Source organism: Flavobacterium aciduliphilum, assembly GCF_003268855.1.
In the GTDB taxonomy this organism is placed as follows: Bacteria; Bacteroidota; Bacteroidia; order Flavobacteriales; family Flavobacteriaceae; genus Flavobacterium; species Flavobacterium aciduliphilum.
The window spans coordinates 124276-150238 of sequence record NZ_QLSZ01000006.1; the positions used below are offsets into that span (position 1 = coordinate 124276).

At 33.7% G+C, this 25963-nt stretch carries 23 protein-coding genes; 16 read left to right on the top strand and 7 right to left on the bottom strand.

What is annotated here, in order from left to right; all coding sequences use genetic code 11:
* Nucleotides 1–37 precede the first annotated feature (37 nt).
* The 13 genes from sov to CLV55_RS13065 all read left to right on the top strand — a co-directional run bounded on the left by sov (nucleotide 38) and on the right by CLV55_RS13065 (nucleotide 16418).
* Nucleotides 38–7324: a T9SS outer membrane translocon Sov/SprA gene (sov, locus tag CLV55_RS07985; protein ID WP_112113229.1), complete on the top strand. Its 7287-nt coding sequence runs from the start codon at nucleotides 38–40 to the stop codon at nucleotides 7322–7324.
* A 75-nt stretch (nucleotides 7325–7399) separates the two neighbouring features.
* A complete protein-coding gene (gene gcvH, locus CLV55_RS07990) occupies nucleotides 7400–7780 on the top strand; it encodes a glycine cleavage system protein GcvH (protein WP_112113230.1) in 381 nt (126 codons plus the stop codon).
* Nucleotides 7773–8135 (top strand): VanZ family protein, encoded by a 363-nt coding sequence (locus tag CLV55_RS07995; protein ID WP_112113231.1) that lies wholly within the window; start codon nucleotides 7773–7775, stop codon nucleotides 8133–8135. The genes gcvH and CLV55_RS07995 overlap by 8 nt, the downstream gene beginning before the upstream one ends.
* A 209-nt stretch (nucleotides 8136–8344) precedes the next feature.
* Nucleotides 8345–9088, top strand: coding sequence for a deoxyribose-phosphate aldolase (gene deoC, locus CLV55_RS08000; protein WP_112113232.1), 744 nt, complete (start codon nucleotides 8345–8347; stop codon nucleotides 9086–9088).
* Nucleotides 9089–9100: 12 nt separating this feature from the next.
* Complete coding sequence (locus CLV55_RS08005; protein ID WP_112113233.1) at nucleotides 9101–11173, top strand: gliding motility protein RemB; 2073 nt, start codon at nucleotides 9101–9103, stop codon at nucleotides 11171–11173.
* Nucleotides 11174–11264: 91 nt separating this feature from the next.
* Nucleotides 11265–12170 carry a heme o synthase gene (cyoE, locus tag CLV55_RS08010; protein WP_112113234.1) on the top strand — a complete coding sequence of 302 codons (906 nt, stop codon included), beginning with the start codon at nucleotides 11265–11267 and terminating at the stop codon, nucleotides 12168–12170.
* A 1-nt stretch (nucleotide 12171) separates the two neighbouring features.
* Entirely contained in the window at nucleotides 12172–12750 is a 579-nt protein-coding gene (locus tag CLV55_RS08015; protein WP_112113235.1) for a cytochrome c oxidase subunit 3, read from the top strand.
* A gap of 43 nt (nucleotides 12751–12793) precedes the next feature.
* Nucleotides 12794–13834: a cytochrome c oxidase subunit 3 gene (locus CLV55_RS08020; protein WP_112113236.1), complete on the top strand. Its 1041-nt coding sequence runs from the start codon at nucleotides 12794–12796 to the stop codon at nucleotides 13832–13834.
* 18 nt (nucleotides 13835–13852) lie between these two features.
* A complete protein-coding gene (locus CLV55_RS08025; RefSeq protein ID WP_112113237.1) occupies nucleotides 13853–14203 on the top strand; it encodes a cytochrome C oxidase subunit IV family protein in 351 nt (116 codons plus the stop codon).
* A 71-nt stretch (nucleotides 14204–14274) separates the two neighbouring features.
* A complete protein-coding gene (locus CLV55_RS08030; RefSeq protein WP_112113238.1) occupies nucleotides 14275–14931 on the top strand; it encodes a hypothetical protein in 657 nt (218 codons plus the stop codon).
* 2 nt (nucleotides 14932–14933) lie between these two features.
* Nucleotides 14934–15614 carry an SCO family protein gene (locus tag CLV55_RS08035; RefSeq protein ID WP_112113239.1) on the top strand — a complete coding sequence of 227 codons (681 nt, stop codon included), beginning with the start codon at nucleotides 14934–14936 and terminating at the stop codon, nucleotides 15612–15614.
* Between the two features lie 2 nt (nucleotides 15615–15616).
* The gene (locus CLV55_RS08040) at nucleotides 15617–16156 is read left to right on the top strand and encodes a DUF420 domain-containing protein (protein ID WP_112113240.1); all 540 of its coding nucleotides are present in this window, start codon (nucleotides 15617–15619) and stop codon (nucleotides 16154–16156) included.
* Nucleotides 16157–16265: 109 nt separating this feature from the next.
* Nucleotides 16266–16418 carry a hypothetical protein gene (locus CLV55_RS13065; RefSeq protein WP_317048368.1) on the top strand — a complete coding sequence of 51 codons (153 nt, stop codon included), beginning with the start codon at nucleotides 16266–16268 and terminating at the stop codon, nucleotides 16416–16418.
* 137 nt (nucleotides 16419–16555) lie between these two features.
* Here CLV55_RS13065 and CLV55_RS08050 read toward each other — a convergent pair whose 3' ends face one another.
* Complete coding sequence (locus CLV55_RS08050; protein ID WP_112113242.1) at nucleotides 16556–17947, bottom strand: DUF4403 family protein; 1392 nt, start codon at nucleotides 17945–17947, stop codon at nucleotides 16556–16558.
* Nucleotides 17948–18074: 127 nt separating this feature from the next.
* Between CLV55_RS08050 and CLV55_RS08055 the strand changes: the two genes are divergently transcribed.
* The 3 genes from CLV55_RS08055 to tsaB are packed head-to-tail and all read left to right on the top strand — an operon-like array spanning nucleotide 18075 to nucleotide 21428.
* The gene (locus CLV55_RS08055) at nucleotides 18075–19454 is read left to right on the top strand and encodes a TolC family protein (RefSeq protein ID WP_112113243.1); all 1380 of its coding nucleotides are present in this window, start codon (nucleotides 18075–18077) and stop codon (nucleotides 19452–19454) included.
* Nucleotides 19455–19458: 4 nt separating this feature from the next.
* Entirely contained in the window at nucleotides 19459–20754 is a 1296-nt protein-coding gene (locus CLV55_RS08060; protein ID WP_112113292.1) for an efflux RND transporter periplasmic adaptor subunit, read from the top strand.
* A gap of 11 nt (nucleotides 20755–20765) precedes the next feature.
* The gene (gene tsaB / locus CLV55_RS08065; protein ID WP_112113244.1) at nucleotides 20766–21428 is read left to right on the top strand and encodes a tRNA (adenosine(37)-N6)-threonylcarbamoyltransferase complex dimerization subunit type 1 TsaB; all 663 of its coding nucleotides are present in this window, start codon (nucleotides 20766–20768) and stop codon (nucleotides 21426–21428) included.
* On the opposite strand, the gene CLV55_RS08070 is transcribed toward tsaB, so the two are convergent.
* The 6 genes from CLV55_RS08070 to CLV55_RS08095 form a co-directional block, all read right to left on the bottom strand.
* A complete protein-coding gene (locus tag CLV55_RS08070) occupies nucleotides 21429–22253 on the bottom strand; it encodes a mechanosensitive ion channel family protein (RefSeq protein WP_112113293.1) in 825 nt (274 codons plus the stop codon).
* Nucleotides 22254–22287: 34 nt separating this feature from the next.
* Complete coding sequence (locus CLV55_RS08075; RefSeq protein WP_112113245.1) at nucleotides 22288–22650, bottom strand: nuclear transport factor 2 family protein; 363 nt, start codon at nucleotides 22648–22650, stop codon at nucleotides 22288–22290.
* Nucleotides 22651–22653: 3 nt separating this feature from the next.
* Entirely contained in the window at nucleotides 22654–23517 is an 864-nt protein-coding gene (locus tag CLV55_RS08080) for a pseudouridine synthase (RefSeq protein WP_112113246.1), read from the bottom strand.
* Nucleotides 23518–23584: 67 nt separating this feature from the next.
* Entirely contained in the window at nucleotides 23585–24361 is a 777-nt protein-coding gene (gene murI / locus CLV55_RS08085) for a glutamate racemase (protein ID WP_112113247.1), read from the bottom strand.
* Between the two features lie 61 nt (nucleotides 24362–24422).
* Entirely contained in the window at nucleotides 24423–24923 is a 501-nt protein-coding gene (locus tag CLV55_RS08090; RefSeq protein WP_394338241.1) for an OmpH family outer membrane protein, read from the bottom strand.
* Nucleotides 24924–24956: 33 nt separating this feature from the next.
* Nucleotides 24957–25958, bottom strand: a complete 1002-nt coding sequence (locus CLV55_RS08095; RefSeq protein ID WP_112113294.1) for an OmpH family outer membrane protein — start codon at nucleotides 25956–25958, stop codon at nucleotides 24957–24959.
* Nucleotides 25959–25963 lie beyond the last annotated feature (5 nt).

Consider the following 25963-nt stretch of genomic DNA (forward strand, 5'->3'; position numbering starts at 1 on the left):
ATATACTACCGCTCTATTAAAACTAACAGTATTTATTATGTTACTGTTAGTGGGCGAAGTTTCTTTTGGGCAAGAAACTCCTGTGCAAACCCCTACTCAAACTCCAGATTCTACAGGATATAATGTGGGAAGTATACCGATGCAAAATCCTAAAAGTGTGGAGGAAGCGTATACCTATGACCCAGCAACGGACAGGTATGTGTTAACTAAAACATTTGAAGGATTTAATATTAATTATCCTATAATATTAACTCCAAAAGAGTATGAACAATTGGTGTTGAAAGAATCCATGCATAATTATTTCAAAGAAAAATCAGATGCAATGGATGGAAAAAAACAGGGTGCAGAAGAGAAAAAGAAAAATTTATTACCAAGATATTATGTGAATTCCAGTTTTTTTGAAACTATTTTCGGAGGGAATACTATTGATATAAAACCCACAGGGTCTGCAGAAATTGATTTAGGGTTTCGACATACAAAACAAGACAATCCTGCATTATCTCCTAGAAATCGATCGAACACTACGTTCGATTTTAATCAAAGAATCTCTATGAGTTTGATGGGGAAAGTTGGAAAAAGATTAAAAGTAAATGCCAACTATGATACCCAATCTACTTTTGCGTTTCAAAACATGATTAAACTTGAATTTGATCCTTCAGCTTCAGGAGGGGAGGATTCTATTATTAAAAAATTAGAAGTTGGAAACGTGAGTATGCCTTTGAATAGTACTTTAATTCGAGGGGCTCAGAGTTTGTTTGGTATCAAAACGCAATTACAATTTGGAAGAACCACTATTAATGCAGTATTTGCGGAACAAAAATCGTCAACTAAAACGGTTACGGCGCAAGGTGGTGGGACAATTCAAAATTTTGAATTATACGCCCAAGAATATGATGCGGATAGACACTTTTTTTTATCACAGTATTTTAAAAATAGATACGACTTCTCATTGAGAAACTATCCTTTTATTGATAGCAGAGTACAAATTACTCGTATTGAAGTCTGGGTAACCAACAAACAAAATCGTGTTAATACTACGAGTAATAATATGAGAAACGTTGTGGCACTTCAAGATTTAGGAGAGTCGCGTTTAACCGATACGTTTTCCTCTAGTGCTATTGATGATAGCCAAGTAGTAGCTGTAAATCCTCAACCTTCAGATTTCTTTGTTAATCCTATAAATTCCTACCCAAGCAATAAAAATAACCGTTACGATCCCGCTTTAATCGGGACATTTTCAACGCCAGCCCCCTTGTTGAAACCTGGAATTAGAGAAATTGTTACCTCAACAGATGGTTTTGTCAATGATGTAAGCGAGGGAACAGATTATGTTAAATTAGAAAATGCACGAAAATTATTACCCAATGAGTTTACATATAATCCACAGTTAGGATATATTTCGTTACAGCAAAAGTTAGCCAACGATGAGGTTTTAGCTGTAGCCTATCAATATACTGTTGGGGATCAAGTGTTTCAAGTTGGTGAATTTGCCAATGATGGTGTAGAAGCTACTCAAGTGGATCCTAATGGAATTCCTACCTCGCAATCACTTATTTTGAAAATGCTTAAAAGTAGTTTGACGAATGTTCAAAAACCTATTTGGGGATTGATGATGAAAAATATTTATCAAATACCAAGTGGGTTTCAATTACAAAAGGACGATTTCAAATTTAATATTTTGTATACAGATCCTTCGCCTTTGAATTACATCACTGATGCAACTACAACGTCACCTCTTCCAGATACAGTGAAGGATACCCCTTTGTTAAAAGTATTTGGAATGGATCGATTAAATTCAAGCAATGACCCACAAACTGGAGGGGATGGATTTTTTGACTATGTTCCAGGTATGACAATTGATCAGCAAAATGGGCGAATTATTTTTACTTCCGTTGAGCCTTTTGGTCGCTATTTATTTGAAAAATTAAGAACCAATCCTACAGAAAATTATTATCAGGATTACTATGTAACCACGCCTCCCGTTACGAATTCATTTAACCCGAATCAGGCAAAATATGTTTTTCGAGAATTGTATAGAAGTACTCAAGCAAAGGCGCTACAAGACAGTTCGAAAAACAAATTTCAATTGAAAGGAAAGTTCAAATCTTCTGGAGGAGACGGAATACCTATTGGAGCATTTAATGTGCCTAAGGGTTCTGTGGTTGTAACAGCAGGTGGAAGAAAATTGGTTGAAGGGATTGATTACACCGTAAATTATCAAGCGGGTAGAGTCCAAATTCTTGATCCAGCATTGACAGCATCTAATACGCCAATTCAAGTATCACTAGAAAACAATGCTACTTTTGGAAACCAAACCAAACGATTTTATGGGTTTAATGTAGAGCATAAAATTAGTGATAAATTCATGGTTGGAGCGACCTATTTACGTTTGTCTCAAAGACCTTTTACACAAAAAACAAACTACGGACAAGAGTCTGTAAACAATACAATTTATGGCCTAAACACCAGTTTTTCAACAGAGGTTCCTTTGTTGACACGTCTGGTAAATAAGCTTCCTAATATAGATACTGATGTTCCTTCGAATATCTCTTTTAGAGGAGAGATTGCTTATTTAAAACCTGATACCCCTAAAGCAGATAAATTCAATGGTGAGTCTACTGTGTATGTAGAAGATTTTGAAGGGTCACGAACAAATATTGACTTACGATCGCCGTATTCTTGGTTTTTATCTTCGACTCCTATTAAACCAACCTTAGGAATGCCAACAGACTACCTTGATTTTGGTGGGAATTCTTCAGGTTTAGAATATGGTTATAAAAGAGCTAAATTTGCGTGGTATTCTATAGACCCAATTTTTTATACTCAAAGGCCATCAGGAATTTCTGAAGAGGATTTGTCATTTAACAGTACCCGAAGAATTTACAGTCAGGAATTATATCCTGCTACAGTATTGGCTCAAGGACAATCACAAGTTGTAAATACTTTGGATTTAACCTATTTTCCAAAAGAAAGAGGGCCTTACAATTATAATCCAGATGCTGCTGCAAACAATAATATATTGCCTAACCCTGAGCAAAATTATGGAGGAATGTTACGAGCGTTGACTTCAACGAATTTCGAACAAGCCAATATCGAATACATTCAGTTTTGGATGATGGATCCATTCTATGACCCAGATAGTCCAGCCACTGGGGTTCCCCCAACTACAAATAAAGGGAAAATCTATTTCAACCTAGGAGAAATTTCTGAGGATGTATTACAAGATGGGAAAAAGTTTTACGAAAATGGAGTGGGTAATAACCAAGTATTGGCACAGCCTACCATTTGGGGAAATATCCCTGCTTCTCAATCGTTGATTTATGCTTTTGATACCAATGAAGACAATAGAGCCTCTCAAGATGTGGGGTATAACGGATTAAATGATCCACAAGAAGCAGCAAAGTATCCTAATTTTGCTTCTTTTGCTGACCCCTCAGAAGATGATTACAAATATTTTTTAAACACAACAGGTTCAGTGTTTGATCGTTATAAAAATTATAATGGAACAGAAGGAAATTCACCCGTAAATGTTACGGATACTAATAGAGGGTCAACCACATATCCAGATGTGGAAGATGTTAATCGTGATAATACTATGAACACGATTAATGCGTACTACGAGTATGCCTTGGATATTGATGAATCAAAATTTAATGTAGGACAAAATTATATTACAAATATTCAGCCTACCCAAATAACATTGTCTAATGGAGAAACTAGAAGAGCACGTTGGATCCAATTTAAAATTCCAGTAACACAATATCGAAATGTAATTGGTAATATTTCCGATTTTCGTTCGATTCGATTTATGAGAATGTTTATGACCGGATTTACAGATCAAATGACATTGCGTTTTGGATCATTAGATTTGGTGCGCGGGGATTGGAGAAAATATGACAATACATTAGATCCGAACGATACAGATACTACAGATGATGATACTGATTTTGATTCGTTGGCAGTGAATGTACAGGAGAATGGTACGCGTGAACCAATAAATTATGTAATTCCTCCAGGTGTTCAATTAGAACAATTATATAACAATAATACATTAATTCCGCAAAACGAACAATCTTTGGCAGTTCGTGTGGGGAGTTTGATTGATAATGGATTAGAGCCTGGAGATTCTAGAGGAGTATTCAAAAATGTAAACGTAGACATGCGTCAATATAAAAGGTTGAAAATGTTCATGCATGCAGAAGCACTTCCTAGTGCCTCTGGATTGGATACGGGGTCTATTGTTGATGATGAGATGATAGGGTTTATTCGTTTTGGAACTGATTTGACAGACAATTTCTATCAAGTTGAAAAAACGCTTAAAAAGACTCAATTTAATGATAACACTCGAGAAGATGTTTGGCCAGAGGCTAATAATATGGATCTTTCATTAGAACTTATTACAAGAATGAAAATCTTAGCATTGAAACATGTATATGCTCCTGGAGAAATATATTATCCAGATGATGATCCTGCAATTGTGGGTGGTGATGGAGATGAAAGCTTGCGATTGGGAATTAGAGGAAATCCAAATTTTGGTCAAGTCAGGATTATAATGCTTGGAGTAAAAAACAACACGAATAGGCTTAATACTTCAGATCATCCTTTAAATCCACGTCGTATAAAGGGTGAGGTGTGGTTCAATGAATTACGACTCGCTCAAATGGATAATAAAGGAGGGATGGCAGCAGTAGCAAGTTTCGATGGAAATATAGCCGATTTTGCTAATGTATCTGCTACAGGTAAAATGACAACGATTGGATTTGGAGCCTTAGAGCAGGGTCCTAATGAAAGAAGTCGAGAAGATGACTTGCAATATAATGTCGTTACCAATATGAGTTTGGGTAAATTGTTGCCAAAGAAATACCATATAAACTTGCCTTTTAACTATGCTATTGGAGAAGAATTTATTACGCCTAAATATGATCCCTACTATCAAGATATTGAATTAAAACAATTGCTAGACATTACGACCGATCCTACAGAGAAGAAGAATATAAAAGATAGAGCGATTGATTATACCAAACGGAAAAGCATCAACTTTATAGGTGTAAAAAAAGAACGTGGTGAAAAGCAAAAGCCTCATTTTTATGATCCTGAGAATGTGACGTTGTCTTATACCTACAATCAAGTAGATCGACACAGTTATGAATTACAAAGTTATCTCGATCAAAAAGTGAGCACTACTGCAGATTATGCATTCGCTTTTCAGCCAAAACCTGTTGAACCACTGAAGAATGTGAAGTTGATGAAGAAAAGCAGTTATTGGAAAATGTTAAGTGATTTTAACTTTAATTACTTGCCTTCTAATCTTACATTTAGTTCTAATATTACTAGACAGTACAATAGACAGCAATTCAGACTTGTGGATGTTGAGGGAATTGGAATTGATGCTTTGTATCAAAGAAATTATTTGTTTAATTATCAGTATGGATTTAATTACAATCTCAGTAAATCATTAAAAGTTAATTTTAATGCTACTTCCAATAACATTGTAAGAAATTACATGAGAGATGATAATACACCAGATAATTCATATACTGTTTGGACAGACTATTGGAACGTGGGAACACCAAATCAACATAACCAACAGATTACAGTAAATTATGAATTGCCTTTAAGTAAAATTCCTTTCTTGAGTTTTGTAAAATCTAACTATACGTATGCGGGAACCTATAACTGGCAACGTTCATCAATAGCTTTGTCATCGGTCATAGCAAGCGATGGATTGGAATATAATTTAGGAAACACCATACAAAATTCGGGTTCTCACAAATTGAACACGGAATTGAATATGGAAACTTTTTATAAATTTATAGGCCTGTCTAAATCAAAACAAGCTGTAAAAGCCCCTGTAGCTGCTGCACCAAAACCAGGTGAAAAAGTGACAGCTGTAAAAGTGGCGCCAATAAAAGATTCAAATGTATTTGTAGATGGATTGAAAGGTCTTTTGATGTGTGTTAAAAATATCAAAGTAAATTATACAGAGAATCAAGGTACGCTATTACCAGGATTTTTACCAAGTGTTGGATTCTTTGGAACGTCAAAACCAACGTTAGGGTTTGGATTTGGATGGCAAGATGATGTGCGCTTTGAAGCTGCCAAAAATGGATGGTTAACAACCTATCCCGATTTTAATCAAAACTATACTCATTCGGTTACAAAAACACTTGATTTTGCAGCTAATGTCGATTTGTTCCCTGATTTTAAAATCGATTTAAGCGCCAATAGAAGTTATACCGATAATTATACGGAACAATACGATATGGCAGATGGACATTATAATTCACGTTCCCCATATGATACGGGTAATTTTGCAATATCAACAGTGATGCTCCGTTCCTCATTCCGCAGAAGTGATGAGTTTTATTCGTCTTCATTTGAAGATTTCAGAAACAATAGATTGATTATAGCAAATCGATTGGCTTTAAATCATTACGGAACATCTAATTTCCCTGTAGATACGGATGGATTCCCTGTTGGTTATGGAAAAGGAAGTTCAGAAGTCTTATTACCTTCTTTTTTGGCGGCGTATACAGGGTTTGATCTTCCATTTATGAAAAGCTTTGGAGTTGATGTTGCAAGTAAACCAGACGAGCGAGCAGGAAGTATTTCTTTATCAGCATTTAAAAACATTCCGATTCCAAACTGGAACATTAAATACAATGGATTAATGCGTTATCAGTTTTTTAAAGATAATTTTAAAAGATTCTCCATTCAACATGCCTATAAAGCCTCGTATACCATAAACTCTTTCCGTTCTAATTTGGACTACAACCAACATGCTGGAGAAATTAATCCATTGAATGGTAATTTTTATGTACAAACTTTAATTGGTAATGTGAATTTGGTAGAACAGTTTAGTCCGCTGATTAAATTTGATTTTGAAACGAAAAACTCATTTAGTTTAAGAACCGAAATGAAAAGAGACAGGGCGTTATCTTTAAGTTTTGATAATAATTTATTGACAGAAGTAAAAGGGGTTGAATATATTATTGGAACAGGATATCGCTTTAAAGATGTGATACTGTCTACTAAATTAGCAGATAGTCCAACGGGAATTATTAAGAGTGATATTAATTTGAAGATTGATTTTTCGTACAGAAATAATAAAACAATCGTCCGTTATTTAGATTATAACAACAATCAGTTGGCTGGAGGTCAAAATATTTGGACAGCAAAGCTTACAGCAGATTATTCTTTTAGTAAAAACCTGACATTGATTTTGTATTATGACCATTCTTTCTCCAAAGCTGTAATTTCAACATCTTTCCCAATGACTAATATAAGAGGTGGATTTACACTTCGATATAACTTTGGAAATTAAAAAAAATTCAACAAAACAATTTTAATTATTTAAGAATAAACAATACTTTTGACCTGAATTAATAATACAAATAAAATGAATATACCTAGCAATTTAAAGTATACAAAAGACCACGAGTGGGTTTCAATTGATGGAGAGATAGCAACAGTAGGGATTACTGATTTTGCACAAAAAGAATTAGGAGATATTGTCTATGTGGAGGTGGAAACTTTAGATCAAACTTTGGAAAAAGACGAAGTTTTCGGAACGGTTGAAGCTGTGAAAACAGTATCTGATTTGTTTTTACCTATGTCTGGAGAGATTATTGAATTTAATGACGAATTGGAAAGAAATCCGGATAGTGTAAATTCAGATCCTTATGGAGCAGGATGGATGGTCAAAGTGAAGGTGTCTGATACAGCACAATGGGACGATTTGCTTGATAGTGAAGCATATATAACATTAATCGGTGCTTAATAAAAAAACGATTATTCTTTTTTTTGCAGGGATTTGGACTGTTATCATTACTGTTTTAAGTCTTATATCATTAAATGGAATAGGAAGTTCTATTAAAATTGAGCATAAAGATAAATATGTTCACTTTACTTTTTATTTTGTTTTTATGTTCCTTTGGTATTTTTCTACCAAGCATTTTTTATTTAGCAATAAGATTAAAAGAATCATTCTATTTTTAGCCATAATTTACGGAATTTTTATGGAGCTATGTCAAGGATGGTTTGCAGTGACAAGAACACCAGATATTAGAGATGTATTTGCTAATTCACTTGGAGCGTTGACAGCGTTTATAATCTTACATCTAGCAAGAAAATAAATTTAGAAGAAGAATCTGCCTCAATTACAGGCAGATTTTTTTGTGTTTCCCTTTTTTTGTAAAATTTTATTTCAATTTTCAGCGTGTTTTTTAATTAAAGTGACTAAAAAATAAACGTAAGACCAAACATCATTTTGTTTAATATTTTCTATTTTTGAGCCATAATTAAATACATCTTTTTCTTTTAAAAGGATATTAATCATGTAAAGATGAACATTAAACAATATTTAGATTCCACCTATTTAAAAACTGCCGAACAAGCAGGTCTTTCTGAAACTGATAACACTAAAGTTGTTAAAGGATTTATCAAGGAAGCCATAGATGAAAATTTTAAGCTTATCATGATTCGTCCAGATATGGTTCAGATGGCAAGAAAGATGATTCAAGAGGCTCATTCAAAAGTGACTATCGGAACTGTTATCGGATTTCATGAAGGAACAAATTCTTTAGAAGAAAAATTGGCAGAAGCTTTAATGGCAATAGAGAATGGTGTTGATGATTTGGATTTTGTATGTAATTATGAGGCTTTTAAGCGTGGAGAAGTTGAATTAGTTCGAAATGAAATATTGGAAGGGACTCGCCTAGGGTTAACACATCATAAAATTGTCAAATGGATTATAGAAGTGGCAGCTTTACAACCCGATCAAATTGTACAATTATCAGCATTAATTAAGAATGTGGTGTTGTCAAATTTTAAAGAAGATCAGTATGCTTCTGTTTTTGTGAAATCATCGACGGGATTTTATAAAACAATAAATGGTTTGCCAAATGGCGCGACAATTCCAACAATAATAATGATGCTTGAAAATGCAAGTCCGCTTCCTGTAAAAGCAGCTGGTGGTGTAAGAACTTACGATGAGGCTGTTGAAATGATCAGTCTTGGAATAAAAAGAATTGGAACTTCATCAGCAAAAGCTATTGCTGAAGGGACATCAACAAATAGTGATTATTAGTACGGTTTTATTATGATAAAAAAAATTACTTTTTTACTGTTAGTATTAAATTTTTCTATTACTTCCGCTCAAAATAGTGAGCAATCTCCGGTTTTTCCTAATTGTAAAAACAAAAATAGTAAAGAACTAGAAACTTGTTTTTATAACGAAATTCAAAATTATGTTTTTACTAATTTTAAAGTTCCTGAAATAGTAAAAAGCAGCAATTATATGGGGTCAATCATGGTCCTTTTTGAAGTAGATGAAAAAGGATTGTTTAAAGTGCTTTACATAGATTCTGATAAAGAGGAATTGGTAAAAGAAAGTAAACGTATTTTTGAAAGTTTGCCAAAAATTAACCCAGGAACGTATAATGGTAAACCCACTTATACAAAATATTCTATAAAAATTGCTATTCCTTTAGTAAATCCAGCGTTGCAAGTAGAAAATAGAACGCAAGAATCAACAGTATATGATATTAAAAATCCTGAGAAAGAATTAAAGGAATTTGAAAATATTGCATTACAAAAATTTAATAATCCCCAATTTAAAAGTCATTTAAACATACAATTTTCACACAGTTATTATGCACAATTTGATCCTGCATTAAATCAAGTAGGAAGTAATAATCACACAGCTGTCAAACCTTACACATATTCAGAAGTTTCTAAGTATTATAATTTGGAAGCTGAAAATTCAAAGTTACAATTAAGCAAAAGTTCATGGTGGGGAAGAAAAATTTGGAATGAAAATACGGCAGCTATCCAAGGAGACGGCTACTGGTTTACCTTGAATCCAATCTTCGACATGCAAGTAGGAAAAAGCGAACAAAAAACGTATATTAACACTAGAGGAATTCAAGTGCGAGGGGCAATAGGGGAACAATTACATTTTTCATCAACTATTTTTGAGAGTCAAGGAAAATTTGCAAACTACTACAATGATTACATTTATTCCATAAGACCATCGGGAGGAAATCCTGGGATTGTACCAGGAATGGGAATCGCAAAAGATTTTAAAACAGATGCGTATGACTTTCCAATGGCTGAGGCAAATATTACGTATACACCTAGTAAATTCATAAATTTACAATTAGGATATGGAAGAAATTTTATAGGTGATGGATACCGTTCACTCTTTTTAACTGACGGTGTTTCTCCTTATCCATACTTTAAAATCAATACTAATTTTTGGAAAATCAAATATACCAACGTCTATATGTGGCTCAAAGATGTCCGTCCTGATGTGACAGTAGACGGAACCTATGCGTCTAAATATGCAGCTACGCATTATTTAAGTTGGAATTTATCTAAAAGATTTAATTTGGGTTTGTTTGAATCAGTAGTTTGGGCTAACCAAAACAACAGAGGCTTTGATATGAGCTTTGTAAACCCCATAATTTTTTACAGAGCTGTTGAGATTTCGGCATCATCAAAAAGTGGGAATGCACTTTTAGGCTTCTCAGGAAAATATAAATTAAGTAACAACATCAATGTATATGGACAGTTTCTGATTGATGAATTTTCGTTCCATGAAGTAAAAGCGGGTAATAATAGTTGGAAAAATAAGTTTGCACAACAAATAGGTGTTAAATTTTATAACGCTTTTCATGTTAATAATTTGTTACTCCAATTCGAATACAATCGTATACGTCCTTATGTATATTCTCATAGCGATATCATTACAAATTATGGTTCATACAATCAGAGTTTAGGACATCAATGGGGGGGTAATGCAAAAGAGATGATAGCCATAGCTCGTTATCACAAAGGCAGATATTTTGTCGATGCAAAGGTTACCTACGGAATAAGAGGTTTGGATTATGATGGACTCAATTATGGGGGAAATATTTATTTAAATTACAATGAGAATCGCCCTTATGATGTGGGTGTTGAAATAGGTCAAGGTGACAAAACGAAAATTATTATCGCCGATTTACAAGCGGGTTATTTAGTTAATCCTGCGACAAATTTGAAAGTCTTTGGAAGTTTTATTTACAGAAGTTTTCAGCCTTCATTTGAAACGGATACAATAACCAAAAGTACTACTACATGGATTTCTCTTGGACTACGATGCGATATTTTTAATTGGTATTTTGATTATTAATGAGAGTTTTAATCAAATTATTTTATCAAATGTTTTTTGTCAAATCCTTTTTGATAAACTACTTTTGCAGAATTAATTTTCAAACAGAATATTGAATACTTCAGCCTCTTCTTTTGCGCCTTTAAAAATATATCATGATTTTAAGCAAATCACTAAAGCCGGGTTGGCCATTAGTGTGGTGTTTTCATCTATTGCAGGATACTTGTTGGCTTTTGACGATAAAAACAATCCCTTCAGTTGGACGACATTAGTCATGTTAATCATTGGCGGATATTGTATGGTAGGAGCTTCCAATGCGTATAATCAAGTGATTGAAAAAGATTTAGACGCTTTGATGGATCGTACTAAAAATCGACCAGTACCCTCCGGTAGAATGTCGCCAAAAGTAGCGCTTGTAGTGGCGTCTTTGTTAACAATTATTGGGATTGTATTGCTCTATCAAATCAATCAAAAAACAGCCATGTTTGGAGCAATATCCATTTTTTTGTATACAAGTCTTTATACACCTCTCAAAACCGTAACACCTTTATCGGTTTTTGTGGGTGCGTTTCCTGGAGCTATCCCTTTTATGCTCGGATGGGTTGCGGCAACAGATCATTTCGGAATCGAAGCAGGAACCCTTTTTTTAATACAATTCTTTTGGCAATTTCCACATTTTTGGGCAATAGGTTGGTTTTTATTCGAAGATTATGAAAAAGCAGGGTTTTATATGCTTCCTACTGGGCAAAAGGATAACAAAACAGCGGTACAAATTTTATTATATACCTTGTGGCTAATAGTAGCTTCTCTATTGCCTTGTTTAGGATTTACAGGTAGATTGCATATTAGTATGATTTCAGCTGTGTTTGTATTGATTTTAGGATTATGGATGTTGTTGTACGCTGTGAAATTATACAAGCAAAGAACCCCCAAAGCTGCTAGAATATTGATGTTGGTGAGTGTGTCATACATTACGTTGTTACAAATAATATATATAACTGATAAATTTTTAAGATAATATGATGACAATTGAAGAACACAAGATACGTACAGAGCGTTCTTATAAGCTCTTGCTTATTTTTGCGATGATAAGTATGGTAATGATGTTTGCTGGGCTTACAAGCGCTATGGTGGTTAGTAAGTCAAGACCTGACTGGCTCAAGAATTTCACTATGCCTTCTGCTTTTTTTGTAAGTACCGCCGTTATTGTTTTGTGCAGTGTTGCTATGTTTTTGGCAAAAAAATCAATTAAAGCAAATAAAAAACAAGCTACTACTGTGTTTTTGTGGGCTACATTGGGATTGGGAGTAGTGTTTATATATTTTCAATTTCAAGGTTTTGCACAATTGTTTGAAAACCATTTGTATCCTGTCGGTGGAGCAGGTTCAATTACGATTTCTTTTCTATATGTTTTAGTGTATTTGCATATGGTGCACTTGTTGGGAGGGATTATTTCGTTATTAATAATAATTTATAATCATTTTAAACAAAAGTACAATGCCTCACAATTTATTGGTATTGAGCTAGGTGCGATGTATTGGCACTTTCTTGATTTCTTGTGGATTTATTTATTTTTGTTTTTATATTTCTTTAAATAAGAAAAAAATGTAAATTTGGAAACTTTTTTAACAATAACTTTTTATGGGATCGACAGTTACAACTGCTAATACTGTAGGAAAAACTTGGGGTGGTGGAAATGAGCCACTAGGAGCAAGTTACGGAAAATTAATGATGTGGTTTTTCATCGTTTCAGATGCATTGACTTTTTCAGGGTTTTTAGTAGCTTATGGTTTTTCTAGATTTAAATTTATAGAGACTTGGCCTTTGGCTGATGAAGTTTTTACGCATTTTCCATTTATGCACGGAGTTCCTGCTCCAATGTATTATGTGGCTTTGATGACTTTTATCTTGATTTTCTCTTCTGTAACAATGGTGTTAGCTGTTGATGCAGGACATCAAATGAAGCAAAGTAAAGTGGCGTTCTATATGTTTTTGACCATCATCGGGGGATTGATTTTCGTGGGTTCTCAAGCATGGGAATGGAAAAATTTTATTCACGGTGAGTACGGTGCTATTGAAACTAAAGGAGGGAGCGTTTTACAATTTGTGGATGCTTCTGGAAAACACATAGCGATTGAAGAATTTGCTGATACAAGTGTTCCTAAAGAAAGAGAACAATTGTTAAGAGGAAAAGGGAAATGGTTTATGGAAGAGTCTTCTTTGCCAACCTACTCTGTAGAACAAGTTCAAGCAGGTTTTAAAAACCATCCAGATTTGTTAATCAGAACAGAAACTATTTTTGATGAGGCTACCTCAAAAACAGCTAAAGGAGTACATCCTACCTTAAATGATTTTACATTCAAATCAAAACATAAAACTATATTAACTCGTGCGGAATCTGAAAAAAGATTAGCCGATGCTAAATTGGTAATTGAAGGGGCTAACTTACAAAGAAACGAGTACGGAAGTAAGTTATTTGCTGATTTCTTCTTCTTTATCACAGGATTTCACGGATTCCACGTTTTTTCAGGAGTTATCATCAATATTATAATTTTTATCAATGTTCTTTTAGGAACGTATGAAAAAAGAAGAACGTATGAAATGGTTGAAAAAGTTGGATTGTATTGGCACTTTGTCGACTTAGTTTGGGTATTCGTATTTACATTCTTCTACTTAGTTTAATTTTTAGAAATTTATATTATGTCACACGAACACGTTTCTAATACAAAAAGAATTTGGTTGGTTTTTGGTATCCTTTCTGTCGTTACAACAGTTGAGGTTATCCTAGGAATTATGAAGCCACAAGCCTTACACATGACAAACATGTTAGGCATGAATTTATTAAATTGGATATTCATTATTTTAACGATATTTAAAGCTTATTACATTGTCTGGGCTTTCATGCACATGGAAGGCGAAACACCTGCTTTAAGAAGGGCAGTAGTTTGGACAGTAATTTTCTTAATTTTATACTTAGCGTTTATTCTGTTAACAGAAGGACATTATGTATTCGGGGTTTTTAGAGATGCTACGATTAAGTGGAATTTTTAATAAGATATTAATTCAGAAAAAAGGTACGCAACTGCGTACCTTTTTTTATTTTTGTACTAAATTTTTGGTTCATGAAAAAAAATCTAATTCTTTTTGTACTTTTTATTCTACCTATAGTGGCTTATCTCTTTTTTGCCTCTGGAGTTAATAGTTTTGCAAAGCTTCCTACAATCACAAAAAATATTCCCGATATAAATTCATGGAATACCTTGCATAATAAACCGGTTGCATTAAAAGGCAAAATTACAATACTTGGTTTTTTAGGGGAAGATGTTCTTAAACACAAAGGGAATTTATTCAATCTCTATGAAAAAATATATGATAGAAATAAAAAATTTAATGATTTTCAAATGGTAATGATTGTTCCTGAAGGCTCTCAAAAGGAAGTAGAATTGCTTCAACGGGACATTGCTAAACTAGGTACTCAAGCGGGTTGGAATTTTGTGTTTGGAACCCCAGATCAGATTCGAAAATTTTATAATAGTATGAATTTAGTTGGAAAACTTGATGCCAAGTGTGCCACGCCTAATGTTTTCATTGTAGATAAAAATAGAAATTTACGCGGGCGAAAAGGGCATGATAAAAAGGGAAATGACGAATACAAAGAAGGGTATAATACGATTTTTGTATCGGAACTTTATAACGAAATGACCGATGATGTAAAAATTATTCTTGCCGAATATAGACTCGCTTTAAAGAAGAATCATAACGCATCTAGACAAATATAAACATGAAAAATAAATCTTACATAGGAATTTCTTTTATTGTGCTTATTTTTGGGATTATTTTTATTCCGAAAATTGTTGACCGAATAAAAAATGGAACTGTAACTCAAAATGACCGTATGAGTCTTTCTAAAGAAATTACGGAAACCACACAACTTCAAAAAATTGGACCAGCTCCAGAATTCGAGCTTACAGATCAAAATGGTAATAAAATATCCAACAAAAGTTATTTAGGTAAAGTTTATGTTTTGGAATTCTTTTTTTCTACTTGTCCTTCGATTTGCCCTATTATGAATAAAAATATGGTAACGATTCAAGATGAGTTTAGGAATGAAAAAAACTTTGGTATCGCCTCCATCAGTATTAACCCTGAAAATGATACTCCAGCAGTACTAAAAGACCATGCTAAAAAAATTGGTGCTACAGCTCCTAATTGGCATTTTTTAACGGGAGACAAAGAGTATATTTTTAATTTAGCCAACAAAGGTTTTAATTTGTATGTCGGAGAAAATTCTAAAGCTATTGGGAACTTTGAACATTCAGGACTTTTTGCCTTGATTGATAAGAATGGAACTATTAGATGTAGAAAAGATGCCCAAGGTAATCCGATTTTATATTATGATGGTCTCGAACAAAAAGGAGTAACTGCAATTAAAGAAGATATTAAACTATTATTAAAAGAATAATCATGGAACATTCAACAGAAAAAAAATTTAAGACACCTATAATCATTGTTTCAATTCTCATTCCGGTGGCTGTCGTGCTGCTATTTAGTGTGCGATTAAAGGATTTTGGCATTCAATTGGAACCACTCACATTTCTTCCTCCTATTTATGCTGGTATAAATGCGCTAACTTCTATACTATTGATCGCATCTTTAGCAAGTATTAAGAAAGGTAATCGTAAGTTGCATGAGAATTTAAATAAATTAGCAATCGTTTGTTCAGCAGTGTTTTTATTAATGTATGTGGCCTATCACATGACTACCGAAGAGACAAAATTTGGAGGAGAAGGCATGATTCGTTATGTGTATTTTTTCTTGTTGATTACGCATATCGCTTTATCTGTAACGATTATTCCATTGGTTTTATTTACCTATGTAAGAGCGCTTTCTGGAGATTTTGAACGCCACAAAAAAATTGCCAAAATAGCGTTTCCTTTATGGCTTTATGTAGCGGTTACCGGAGTTATCATTTATTTTATGATTGCACCCTATTATGCTAATTAAATATAAAAATTCATATTTAGAATCAGAAAAAAGAAGCTTATGTTGCAAAATAATCTTCTTTTTTCTTTGTACACTTTTCTTTTCCCTTTCTACTAACGCACAATGTGCCATGTGTAGAGCTTCTTTAGAGAGTGAAGGCGATGCCACAAAAGCCGATGCTCTAAATGATGGTATCGTTTATTTAATGGCCTTTCCTTATCTTATTGTTGGCGTTGTTGGTATCGTAGTCTATCGTATGTATCGAAAAAAGAAAGAAACCTAAATGAATAAAGGATCAGAATAGATGATTTAAATTTAGTTCAAAAAAATCAAAAATGGATTTCTTGTTCGTCTAGGGAAATATAAAATTCATCATTAGGTTTTATTGCGAGTCTGACTAATCGTGAGTATAGGTAACGTTTAATCCATCCCATCGATTTTCACATTCATTTTACCTGTAGTTTTAATAAAAGCCACAAGCGCATTGCTTGTAATCTCTACTTTTTCAAACTCAAAATCATCTAAAGAACCATTTACAAAAACCCCTTTCATAGGAGAATAATTATTCAAAAAAGGGAGAAGGTTTTTTCTGCCCTCTTCCAAATTTTCTTTAATCGAATACCTACAGCTTTCTTCCATTTTCTTTAAAATAACACCTTGCAAAAGCCAATTGGCTGTTTTTGTAAGTAATCCTTTAGTGTTCAAAACATAATCCATTTGGTCAAAATAGATTTCTTTGGTTACTGTGTTATAGTTTGGAATGCCACTTAAGTATATGGTTCCATTGATGCTGCCTGTCAAGTCAAGTGCAATAATTATTTTACTGTCTTTAGACCAAAGCGTCACATTTTGAATCACAATTTTACGACTGCCACTACTAAATTCTTTGCCTTGAAAGTTTTTAGTGATAATGCGAGAAGCGCTTTCAAAAGTAGATACCGCAGCTACAGAAACCGTTGTTTTTTCGGGTACTTTTGCGACCGATTTAAAAAGGAAATTGTCTTTGTTAAAGTTGTTTTTTGGAGTCTCACCCACAATGGTTTGCATAGTACATTTTAGACCTAAATCCATTTTTATGGTATTTTTTTGAAGTACCGCATCTGTCACAGTAATTTCTAAAGGATTTAATTTAAACCAAGTTTCATATTGTGCACTGGTTTGAAATGGATTGCTTAAAGTCTGTAAAACTGTTAAAACATAAGGTTTAAAATCGCAGGTTTTTTCAATAGCATCATCTATTTTTTTTGCAATTTTAGTTTTAAATAAGGATAACGCTGGGTTTATAAGATAGGTTACGGGCATTTTTTTCCCAGCTACTAGTAACGTCGGACTTTCACTCCAATTAAAATCTTTAATAACTGAGTTTGTTGTCAATTTCCAGTTAGACAATTTAATATCGCTTTGAACAGTTATTATACCATTCAAATCAAGCTCTTTAGTGTCATTCAATCCTAAGAACTCAGTCCCATATTTAATTTTAATCCAAATTTTTAATGGTAGTACCGATTCAATTTTTCCATCTTTAGCTGCTAATTTAATAGATGAAGTTTTCCAAATTTTCATTTGGGTTTTGTCATCCTCTAAATTGGCATCTTCATACACCAAGTCATGCAGCGATTTGTTTACTTGATTTTCAATCTCATTCAGTGAAACTTCAAGAGGCATATTAACATAGGAATTGGTAGTTTTATATACCACTGCATTAGTTCCAGAAGGTTCAGGTTTTAGAGCTTCAATTTTGCTTGTTGTGCCGCAACGAGTAAGAAGGGCTATAATCATTATATAAAAAACAAAAAATAGGTTCTTTTTCATAGTAAAAAATTTTGGTGTGAATGTAACAAAAAATATGTTTTTACGTCTGATAAACAAGTTAAATAAATAGTATTATTTTTTAATAACAAGTACCTTTGTAAGGTGTATTCACATAGTAAAATCAGTCATGATCAGACGTCAACCATTACAATTCCGTTTCGTTTTTATCCTTTTTATAGGAATGACACTTCAAGCCCAATCCAAAAAATGGTCTCTACAGGAATGTGTAGACTATGCTTTGAAGCATAATATTTCCATTAAACAATCCGAATTGGATTCAGAGACAGCGGTTGTGGGAAAGACCTCTGCGGTTGGAATCTTTTTACCTTCTTTAAATGCCAATGCCTCTCATTCTTGGAATATTGGATTGAATCAAAATATCACAACAGGGTTGCTAGAAAATCAGACGACTCAATTTACCTCGGCAGGGTTGAACTCGAATGTTACCATTTACAATGGATTGCAAAATCAGAATAAACTTCGAAAAGCAAATTTATCAATTTTAGCAGCGCAATACCAACTGTCAAAAATGAAGGATGATATTTCGTTGAATGTCGCTAACGCTTTTCTGCAAATTTTATTCAACAAGGAAAATCTAAAAGTACAAAATGAACAACTGGCTAATGATGAGCGTCAACAAAAGAAAAGTGAAGAATTGGTAGCCGCAGGCTCTATTCCTAAAGGAGATTTATTAGATGTAAAAGCAACAGTTGCAGCCGATAAACAGAAAGTCATTGCCGCAGAGAACACGTTGTTTATTTCAAAATTGAGTTTGGCTCAATTGCTACAATTAGAAGATTTTAAAGATTTTGATGTTGTCGATGTTGCCTATGAAGCCAAGCCAAGTGCTACCATGCTCGAGAAACCAGAGGATATTGTGGCTAAAGCTAAACAAGAACGAGTAGAATTGAAAATTGCTCAAACCAATCTTAACATCGCACAAAAAGATGTAAAAATTGCTAAAGGAGCTTTTCAGCCAAGTTTGATAGGATTCTATAGCTTTAGTTCAAGGGTAAGTTATGCCGATAGAATTGTTGGAATTGATGCCTCAGGATTTCCTATTATTTCAGGACCACTTCCATTTTTCAATCAGTTTAGTAATAATAAAGGACATAATTTCGGAATCCAATTAAACATTCCGATTTTGAATAGTTTTTCTGCCAAAACCAATTTAGAACGAACCAAAATTGCTCTTGAACGTTCTAAAACGAATCAAAAACAGGCAGAACTTGATTTAGAACGCAATGTCTACACTGCCATTACAAATGCCAAAGTAGCACTCAATGCTTATGAAGCCGCACAAGCCGCATTTGATGCTCGAAAAGAGGCATTCAATTATGCTAAAGAAAAATATGCGGTAGGCATGATGAATAGCTTCGATTTCAATCAATCGCAAACACTATTTGTAAACGCACAATCGGAAGTGCTAAGAACCAAATACGATTATATTTTTAAAGTTAAAATAGTAGAGTTTTATTTCGGAATACCAATCATTGAAAATAAATAGAATCATGTCAAAAAAGAGAATGTACACGATACTGGGAGTTATAATTACTCTGATTATTGTATTAATAGTTTTAAAAAGTACTGGGGTTATCGGAAAAAATGATGATTCTAAGGAAGTAGATGTAGCAAAAGCGAATGAAATTACAATTGTAGAAACCGTATCGGCAACAGGAAAAATTCAGCCAGAAGTAGAAGTTAAAATTTCATCTCAAGTATCGGGGGAAATTATCGAATTGCCAGTAAAAGAAGGACAAGTAGTAAAAAAAGGCGATTTGTTAGTGCGCATCAATCCTGATTTATATACCTCTGGATTGAATCGGTCGGTATCTAATTTTTCTGGAACGAAGTCGGGATTAAATCAAGCCGAAGCTTCTTTCAAGGAATCACAAGCAAGTTATGAAAGAAATAAAACTTTATTTGAAAAAGGAATCATCTCAAAAGCGGATTGGGATAAAGCTATTGCTGCTTTTGAAGTAGCTAAAGCCAATCGACAAACAGCCTATTATAATGTTCAAAGTGCTTCAGCATCGGTTAAAGAAGCAAAAGATAATTTAGGAAGAACGACAATTTATGCTCCGAATGATGGAACTGTTTCAAAACTTAATGTGGAGTTAGGGGAACGTATTCTAGGAACGCAACAGATGGCTGGTACTGAGTTGTTGCGGGTCGCTAATTTGAATAATATGGAAGTAGAAGTTGACGTAAATGAAAATGATATCGTAAAAATCAATATTGGCGATGAAACTAAAATTCAAGTGGATGCCTATTTAAAGAAAGAATTCAAAGGAATTGTGACCAGTATTTCGAATTCAGCAAGTACCACTACTACTGCGGATCAGGTAACTAATTTTAAAGTCAAAGTTCGAATTTTGAAAGAATCGTATGCAGATTTGATTGCGGGTAAACCAGCGAGTTATTCGCCATTCCGTCCTGGAATGACGGCAACAGTAGATGTTATTACCAAAAGAAAAGAACATGTGATAGGAGTGCCTATAAGTGCTGTAGTTATAAAATCGGACACTACTGCTAAGAAGAAAGTTGAAATGCCACAGGATTCCAAGGATCAAGTGAAATCAAAGAGTGATAAAAAATACGAATGTGTTTTTGTAAAAGTAGGCGATAAAGCAAAAATTAGAGTGGTTAAAACTGGGATTCAGGATGATACTAATATTGAAATTTTGTCTGGATTAAAACCAGGTGATGAAATTATAACAGGTCCTTATAACACAGTTTCGAAAGAACTCAATTCGGGAGATAAAGTTAAAGTGAGTGCGCCAATCAAAGAGTCTATTAAAAAATAGCGACGAACTCAATGAAAGAATACATTTTAAATATTGAAACGGCCACCAAAAATTGCTCTGTTTCTTTGTCTAAAAACGGGGTAACAGTATGTTGTAAAGAAACGGCAGAGGAGGGCTACGCGCATGCTGAAAAGCTTCACGTTTTCATTGAATCGGTTCTAGCAGAAGCTCAAGTTCCTTATAGTAATTTGTGTGCCATAGCAGTTAGCCAAGGGCCAGGTTCCTATACAGGACTTCGTATTGGAGTTTCTGCAGCTAAAGGGTTAAGTTATAGTTTGCAAATTCCATTGATTGCCATCGATACTTTGGAAACTTTAGTTTATCAAGTAAAACAAGATAACGGATGGATTGTCCCGATGATTGATGCTCGTAGAATGGAAGTATATTCGGCTGTTTTTAATGGTAAGAAAGAAAGAATTTCTCCTGTAGAATCTGTCATTTTAACTCCCGAAAGTTTTAGTATGTATTCAGGGGTTATGTATTTTGTTGGAGATAGTACTGAAAAAGCGAAAACGGTTTTAAACAACCCAAATTTTATTTTTTTAGAAGATACAAAATACCCTTCAGCGCGCGAGATGAGTTTGCTTTCCTATCAGAAGTTTTTGAACAAAAATTTTGTTGATGTAGCTTATTTTGAACCCTATTATCTTAAAGATTTTATGATTGTAAAATAGTTAACTGTTTTTGTCTCTAACGAAAGGCTGAATTGTTATTCCTTTTTCATCAAACATGTTTTTGCATTGTTCTAATAAATCAGAGGAAACCATCCCAAAATCTTCATTTTTTGCCCAAGGTCTAATTGCCAAATGAATTGCATTATCTGTCAATTCTCGAACCACTACAACAGGTTCAGGTTGTTTTAATACTTTCGGATGCTTACAAACGACTTCAAGAATAAGATCTTTGGCTTCTTTTATATTGGTTTCATATGATAATGAAAAAGAAAGATCTAGTCTTCGCATGCCTGCCACAGAGAAATTAGTTATAATTCCATTGGAGAGAATTCCGTTCGGGATTAAAATGGTTTGGTTGTTGGCTGAAATAATTCGAGTAACAAAAATTTGTATTTCAGATACCGTTCCTACTACTCCTTGCGCTTCAATAGTGTCTCCAACTCTGAAAGGTTTGAAAACAATAATTAACATTCCCCCTGCAAAATTGGATAATGACCCTTGTAAGGACATTCCAATTGCTAAACCTGCCGCCCCAAGAATAGCTACGAAAGAAGAAGTTTCGATGCCTAATTTTGAAATAAACGTCACAAAAAGCAATACTCGTAAAGCCCAAATCAGGATGTCGGCCAAAAATTTCGAAAGTGTAGGGTCAAACTCCCTTTTGACCATTATCTTAAGAGAAAGTCTATTTATGAATCGTATGCCATATAATCCAACAGCAAGTATGATAAAAGCAGAAACTAGTTTTGGGGAGTATTCCATCAAAACTTTAAAAAACTCTTTGATATAATTATCAGCTGAAAAAAAACTTTGTTTTACATTCATGTTCAACATAATTCATTTAGAAGTTTTAAAAGATTCATCCATGATACACTCGTGAAGCTGTGATTTTTGAATCCGAGATTTCAAGCACTTCGGCTACCAGAATATCTGCTTCACCATCTACTTTTCGGGTATATTCCATAAAAACACGTTGTGAATTAGCGGTTAATGTCGTCACGTCGTAATGTAAGCTCGGAATCCGATCAAAAGCGTCTTGCCACCAAGTTCTCAGCGCTTCTTTTCCTTTAATCAGTCCAAGGGTTTCAGGATGTCTTATTTTCAATTTCGGACTATAATGCACTGCTTCATCATCATATAAAGCTAATAAATTTTCCAAGTCGTGCTTGTTAAAAGCTTCAAACCAAGCTAAAGCAATATTGTGCATGGCTTGTTCATTCATAGTTTATATGTTTTTTAAATTGATGATTTCTTGCTCAGTAAGAGGTCTCCAATGACCTCGAGGTAAGTTTTTCTTCGTTAAACCTGCAAAGGCTACACGATCAACTTTTAGTACATTATACTTATGATGTTCAAAAATGGCACGTACCACTTTAACATTAGCTGTTCTTAACTTGATACCAATTTCTGTTTTGGCTTCGTTTTCAATGTAGCTGATTTCATCTACAAAAAGACGATGACCATCTAAAGTTACACCAGAGGCAATTTTTTCTAAATCCTCAAATTTTAAGTTTCGATCTAAGGATACTTGATATATTTTGGTAGATTTTTGATTTGGCAAACTAAATTTACGAATCATATCCGTATCGTTAGTAAACACCAATAAACCCGTTGTGTTTTTATCCATTCTCCCAATTGCTTGCATTTTTGATGAAGACGCACCTTTTAGTAGTTCTAAAACATTGCGATAGTCTGCATCTTCTTCGTTAGAAGTGGTAAAGTTTTTTGGCTTGTTTAATAAGAAATATTCCTTTTTTTCTGGCGTTAAAACGGCACCGTCAAAATGAACCACATCGCCAGGTTTTACTTTATAGCCCAACTCAATAATTACCTCACCATTTACTTTTACGTTTCCTGATTGAATATAAATGTCTGCATCACGACGGGAGCACACACCTGAATTTGAAATGTATTTGTTTAATCGAATTTCGTCAGAATTTAAAGATTTCGGAAGGTTAGGAGAATCTTTTTTCGGGGTTGTTTTTTTATGTAGAGAACGTTTTGGTAACGCAGGTTTTGAGGAAGTTGAGCTTTTGCGATTCCCGTTTGGTTTACCTGTTGCAGAACGTTTATTATTGGAAGTATTCATGCTTTTTATTTTTGCAAAGATACTCTATTTCAATAGAAAAAGCTATAGAAATTTTAAAACCTAGATGTTAAAAATCTTTTGAAAGCACTGGATATGTATTCCCTAGAATAGTTTCTAAAACACTTGGATTTGAATTGGTGTAGAACACGTGTTGACTTCCATGGGCATCTCTAAATCCTACGAGGTCTTCTAGTATTTTTTTGGTTTGTCGTGCGACAGCTTCCCCCGAATCAATAATTGTAATATGATTAGGTAGAATTTTTTTAATTTGTGGAACTAAATAGGGATAATGACTACAACCAAGAACCAAATAATCAATATCAGACTTAATCATTGGGGTAAGATATTCTTTTAATAAGGTATTCATTTTTTCAGATTCAATCTGACCACTTTCGATGAGCTCAACCAAACCATAGCCAATTTGTTCGATAATTTGAATGGTATGAAATTGTTCTACATTTTTTGCAAAAAGACTACTGTTCAAGGTTCCTTTAGTAGCTAAAATGCCTATTTTTTGGGTTTTAGAATGTAATGCTGCGGGTTTTATGGCAGGCTCAATTCCGATAAAAGGGACTTTGAAATGAGCTCTTAATTCTTTTATAGCGTTTGTGGTTGCCGTATTGCAAGCGACTACGATAAGTTTGCAGTTTTGTTGAAGTAAAAATTCTGTGTTTTTAAAACTCAAGTCTATAATTTGTTCTTTTGTTTTTTCACCATAGGGAGCATTCTTGCTATCTGCAAGATAGATTGTATTTTCAAAAGGAAGTAGTTGGTGAATTTCTTTCCAAATTGAAGTGCCACCAATTCCTGAATCAAATAGTCCTATAGGATTGTTGTTAATCATAAAAACAAATATAAAAAAAAACTGCCCAAAAAAGAGCAGTTTAAGAGAAAAAGAGTTTGTATTAAAACCCTAAATCTTTTTTCACATCAGCTGTTAAATCTGGACCGTCAGATAATAACAAATCTGTTGCGTTTAAAACATATTGGTATCCTTTGGCTTTACCCACTTTCTGGATAGAAGCTTTCACCTTAGTTTCAATAGGTTGCATCAAATCGGCTTCTTTCTTTTGCAAGTCTTTTTGAGCAGTATCTTGAAAATCGCTTATTCTTTTAGCCATATCTTGAACTTCTTGTTGACGAGTTTGGTTTACAGCGTCAGTAACTGTAGAAGCTTCAGTTTCATATTTTTTGATTTTCGCTTGATATTCGTCTACCATAGTTTTATAATCCGCAGAATAGGTGTCACCTAATTTTTTCAATTGATTTTGTGCATCAAGAACCGCTGGCATTTTCGTCATAATTTCTTTTACGTCCACATGAGCCACTTTAGCTTGTGCATTAATAGTTTGAAAACCAAGTAAAGCTACTGCAGCTATTAAATAAGTCTTAAATTTTTTCATCATTTTTTAGTTTATTAATTATTGTATTTCTATTTATTACGGTTTGGATTTTGCTTCTTCTCGTGCTTTTTTTGCAGCTTCTCGATCGGAAATTGCTTTTTGTCTTTTTTCTTCAGCGGCTTTTTTACGATCTTCTATTTGTTTTTGTCTGTCTTCTTGTGATTTTTTCTTAGCTGCTTCCGCTTCCGCTTTTTTATCTACAGTTGGAGTTGTTTCGGTTCCTTTAACAGTACTAGTTCCTCCAGACGTTTCAGAATTACTTTTATCAGAAACTGTGCCATTTTTTTTAGCATTTTTTTCTTCTAGTAATTTTTTTCTGTTTTCTTCCGCTTCTTTTCTTTTTTCTTCGGCAGCTAGTTTTTTATCTTCAATCATTTGAAGTCTTGCTGCTTTTCGCTCTTCTGATTTTTTTTGTCTCTCTGAAAGTTCAGGATTATCGTCTATCAACTCTTGTTTACGCTCTTTTTCTTCTTCTAAACGTTGTTGTTTTTTTGACATTTGTTCTCTTTTCTCAGCACGAGTCAATACATTAACAACTTTATCACTAATGTCGTGTTTTTTTGCGGCAAAAAGCATGGTAAGGTCTGAAGATTTATCAAAAATATAATCGTATTTTTTTGCTTCAGCAATATCTTGAACAGCATTAAAAACTTGGTCTTGTATAGGTTTTATTAACACGGTTTTTTGAACAATTAAATCACCATTTGGGCCGAAACGTTTTTGAGTGTATTGTAACAATTCATTTTCTTGAAAAGCAATTTCTTCCTCTCGTTCTTCTATAAGTTCTTTTGTTAGTAAAACGCGTTCTGTTTTTAACGCTTCTTTAAGTTTGTTGATATCACTTTTTTTAGTTTCAATTTCTTGCTTCCATTTCTCAGCTTTTTGATCTAATTGATTTTTCGCTTCGGCATAACTAGGAACTTTTTCGAGAATATATTCCATGTCAATATATCCAATTCGGATGCCTCTACTTTGAGCAATTCCATTATAATTCATTAATAATGAAATTGTTAATATTGTAATAAGATATTTCTTCATAAGCT

What these genes read in the sequence shown, in the direction of transcription:
- sov (WP_112113229.1), top strand. Translation starts at nt 38, where the DNA reads ATGTTACTGTTAGTGGGCGAAGTTTCTTTTGGGCAAGAAACTCCTGTG.
- gcvH (WP_112113230.1), top strand. Translation starts at nt 7,400, where the DNA reads ATGAATATACCTAGCAATTTAAAGTATACAAAAGACCACGAGTGGGTT.
- deoC (WP_112113232.1), top strand. Translation starts at nt 8,345, where the DNA reads ATGAACATTAAACAATATTTAGATTCCACCTATTTAAAAACTGCCGAA.
- CLV55_RS08005 (WP_112113233.1), top strand. Translation starts at nt 9,101, where the DNA reads ATGATAAAAAAAATTACTTTTTTACTGTTAGTATTAAATTTTTCTATT.
- CLV55_RS08015 (WP_112113235.1), top strand. Translation starts at nt 12,172, where the DNA reads ATGATGACAATTGAAGAACACAAGATACGTACAGAGCGTTCTTATAAG.
- CLV55_RS08020 (WP_112113236.1), top strand. Translation starts at nt 12,794, where the DNA reads ATGGGATCGACAGTTACAACTGCTAATACTGTAGGAAAAACTTGGGGT.
- CLV55_RS08025 (WP_112113237.1), top strand. Translation starts at nt 13,853, where the DNA reads ATGTCACACGAACACGTTTCTAATACAAAAAGAATTTGGTTGGTTTTT.
- CLV55_RS08030 (WP_112113238.1), top strand. Translation starts at nt 14,275, where the DNA reads ATGAAAAAAAATCTAATTCTTTTTGTACTTTTTATTCTACCTATAGTG.
- CLV55_RS08035 (WP_112113239.1), top strand. Translation starts at nt 14,934, where the DNA reads ATGAAAAATAAATCTTACATAGGAATTTCTTTTATTGTGCTTATTTTT.
- CLV55_RS08040 (WP_112113240.1), top strand. Translation starts at nt 15,617, where the DNA reads ATGGAACATTCAACAGAAAAAAAATTTAAGACACCTATAATCATTGTT.
- CLV55_RS13065 (WP_317048368.1), top strand. Translation starts at nt 16,266, where the DNA reads ATGTGTAGAGCTTCTTTAGAGAGTGAAGGCGATGCCACAAAAGCCGAT.
- CLV55_RS08050 (WP_112113242.1), bottom strand. Translation starts at nt 17,947, where the DNA reads ATGAAAAAGAACCTATTTTTTGTTTTTTATATAATGATTATAGCCCTT.
- CLV55_RS08055 (WP_112113243.1), top strand. Translation starts at nt 18,075, where the DNA reads ATGATCAGACGTCAACCATTACAATTCCGTTTCGTTTTTATCCTTTTT.
- CLV55_RS08060 (WP_112113292.1), top strand. Translation starts at nt 19,459, where the DNA reads ATGTCAAAAAAGAGAATGTACACGATACTGGGAGTTATAATTACTCTG.
- tsaB (WP_112113244.1), top strand. Translation starts at nt 20,766, where the DNA reads ATGAAAGAATACATTTTAAATATTGAAACGGCCACCAAAAATTGCTCT.
- CLV55_RS08070 (WP_112113293.1), bottom strand. Translation starts at nt 22,253, where the DNA reads ATGAATGTAAAACAAAGTTTTTTTTCAGCTGATAATTATATCAAAGAG.
- CLV55_RS08075 (WP_112113245.1), bottom strand. Translation starts at nt 22,650, where the DNA reads ATGAATGAACAAGCCATGCACAATATTGCTTTAGCTTGGTTTGAAGCT.
- CLV55_RS08080 (WP_112113246.1), bottom strand. Translation starts at nt 23,517, where the DNA reads ATGAATACTTCCAATAATAAACGTTCTGCAACAGGTAAACCAAACGGG.
- murI (WP_112113247.1), bottom strand. Translation starts at nt 24,361, where the DNA reads ATGATTAACAACAATCCTATAGGACTATTTGATTCAGGAATTGGTGGC.
- CLV55_RS08090 (WP_394338241.1), bottom strand. Translation starts at nt 24,923, where the DNA reads ATGATGAAAAAATTTAAGACTTATTTAATAGCTGCAGTAGCTTTACTT.
- CLV55_RS08095 (WP_112113294.1), bottom strand. Translation starts at nt 25,958, where the DNA reads ATGAAGAAATATCTTATTACAATATTAACAATTTCATTATTAATGAAT.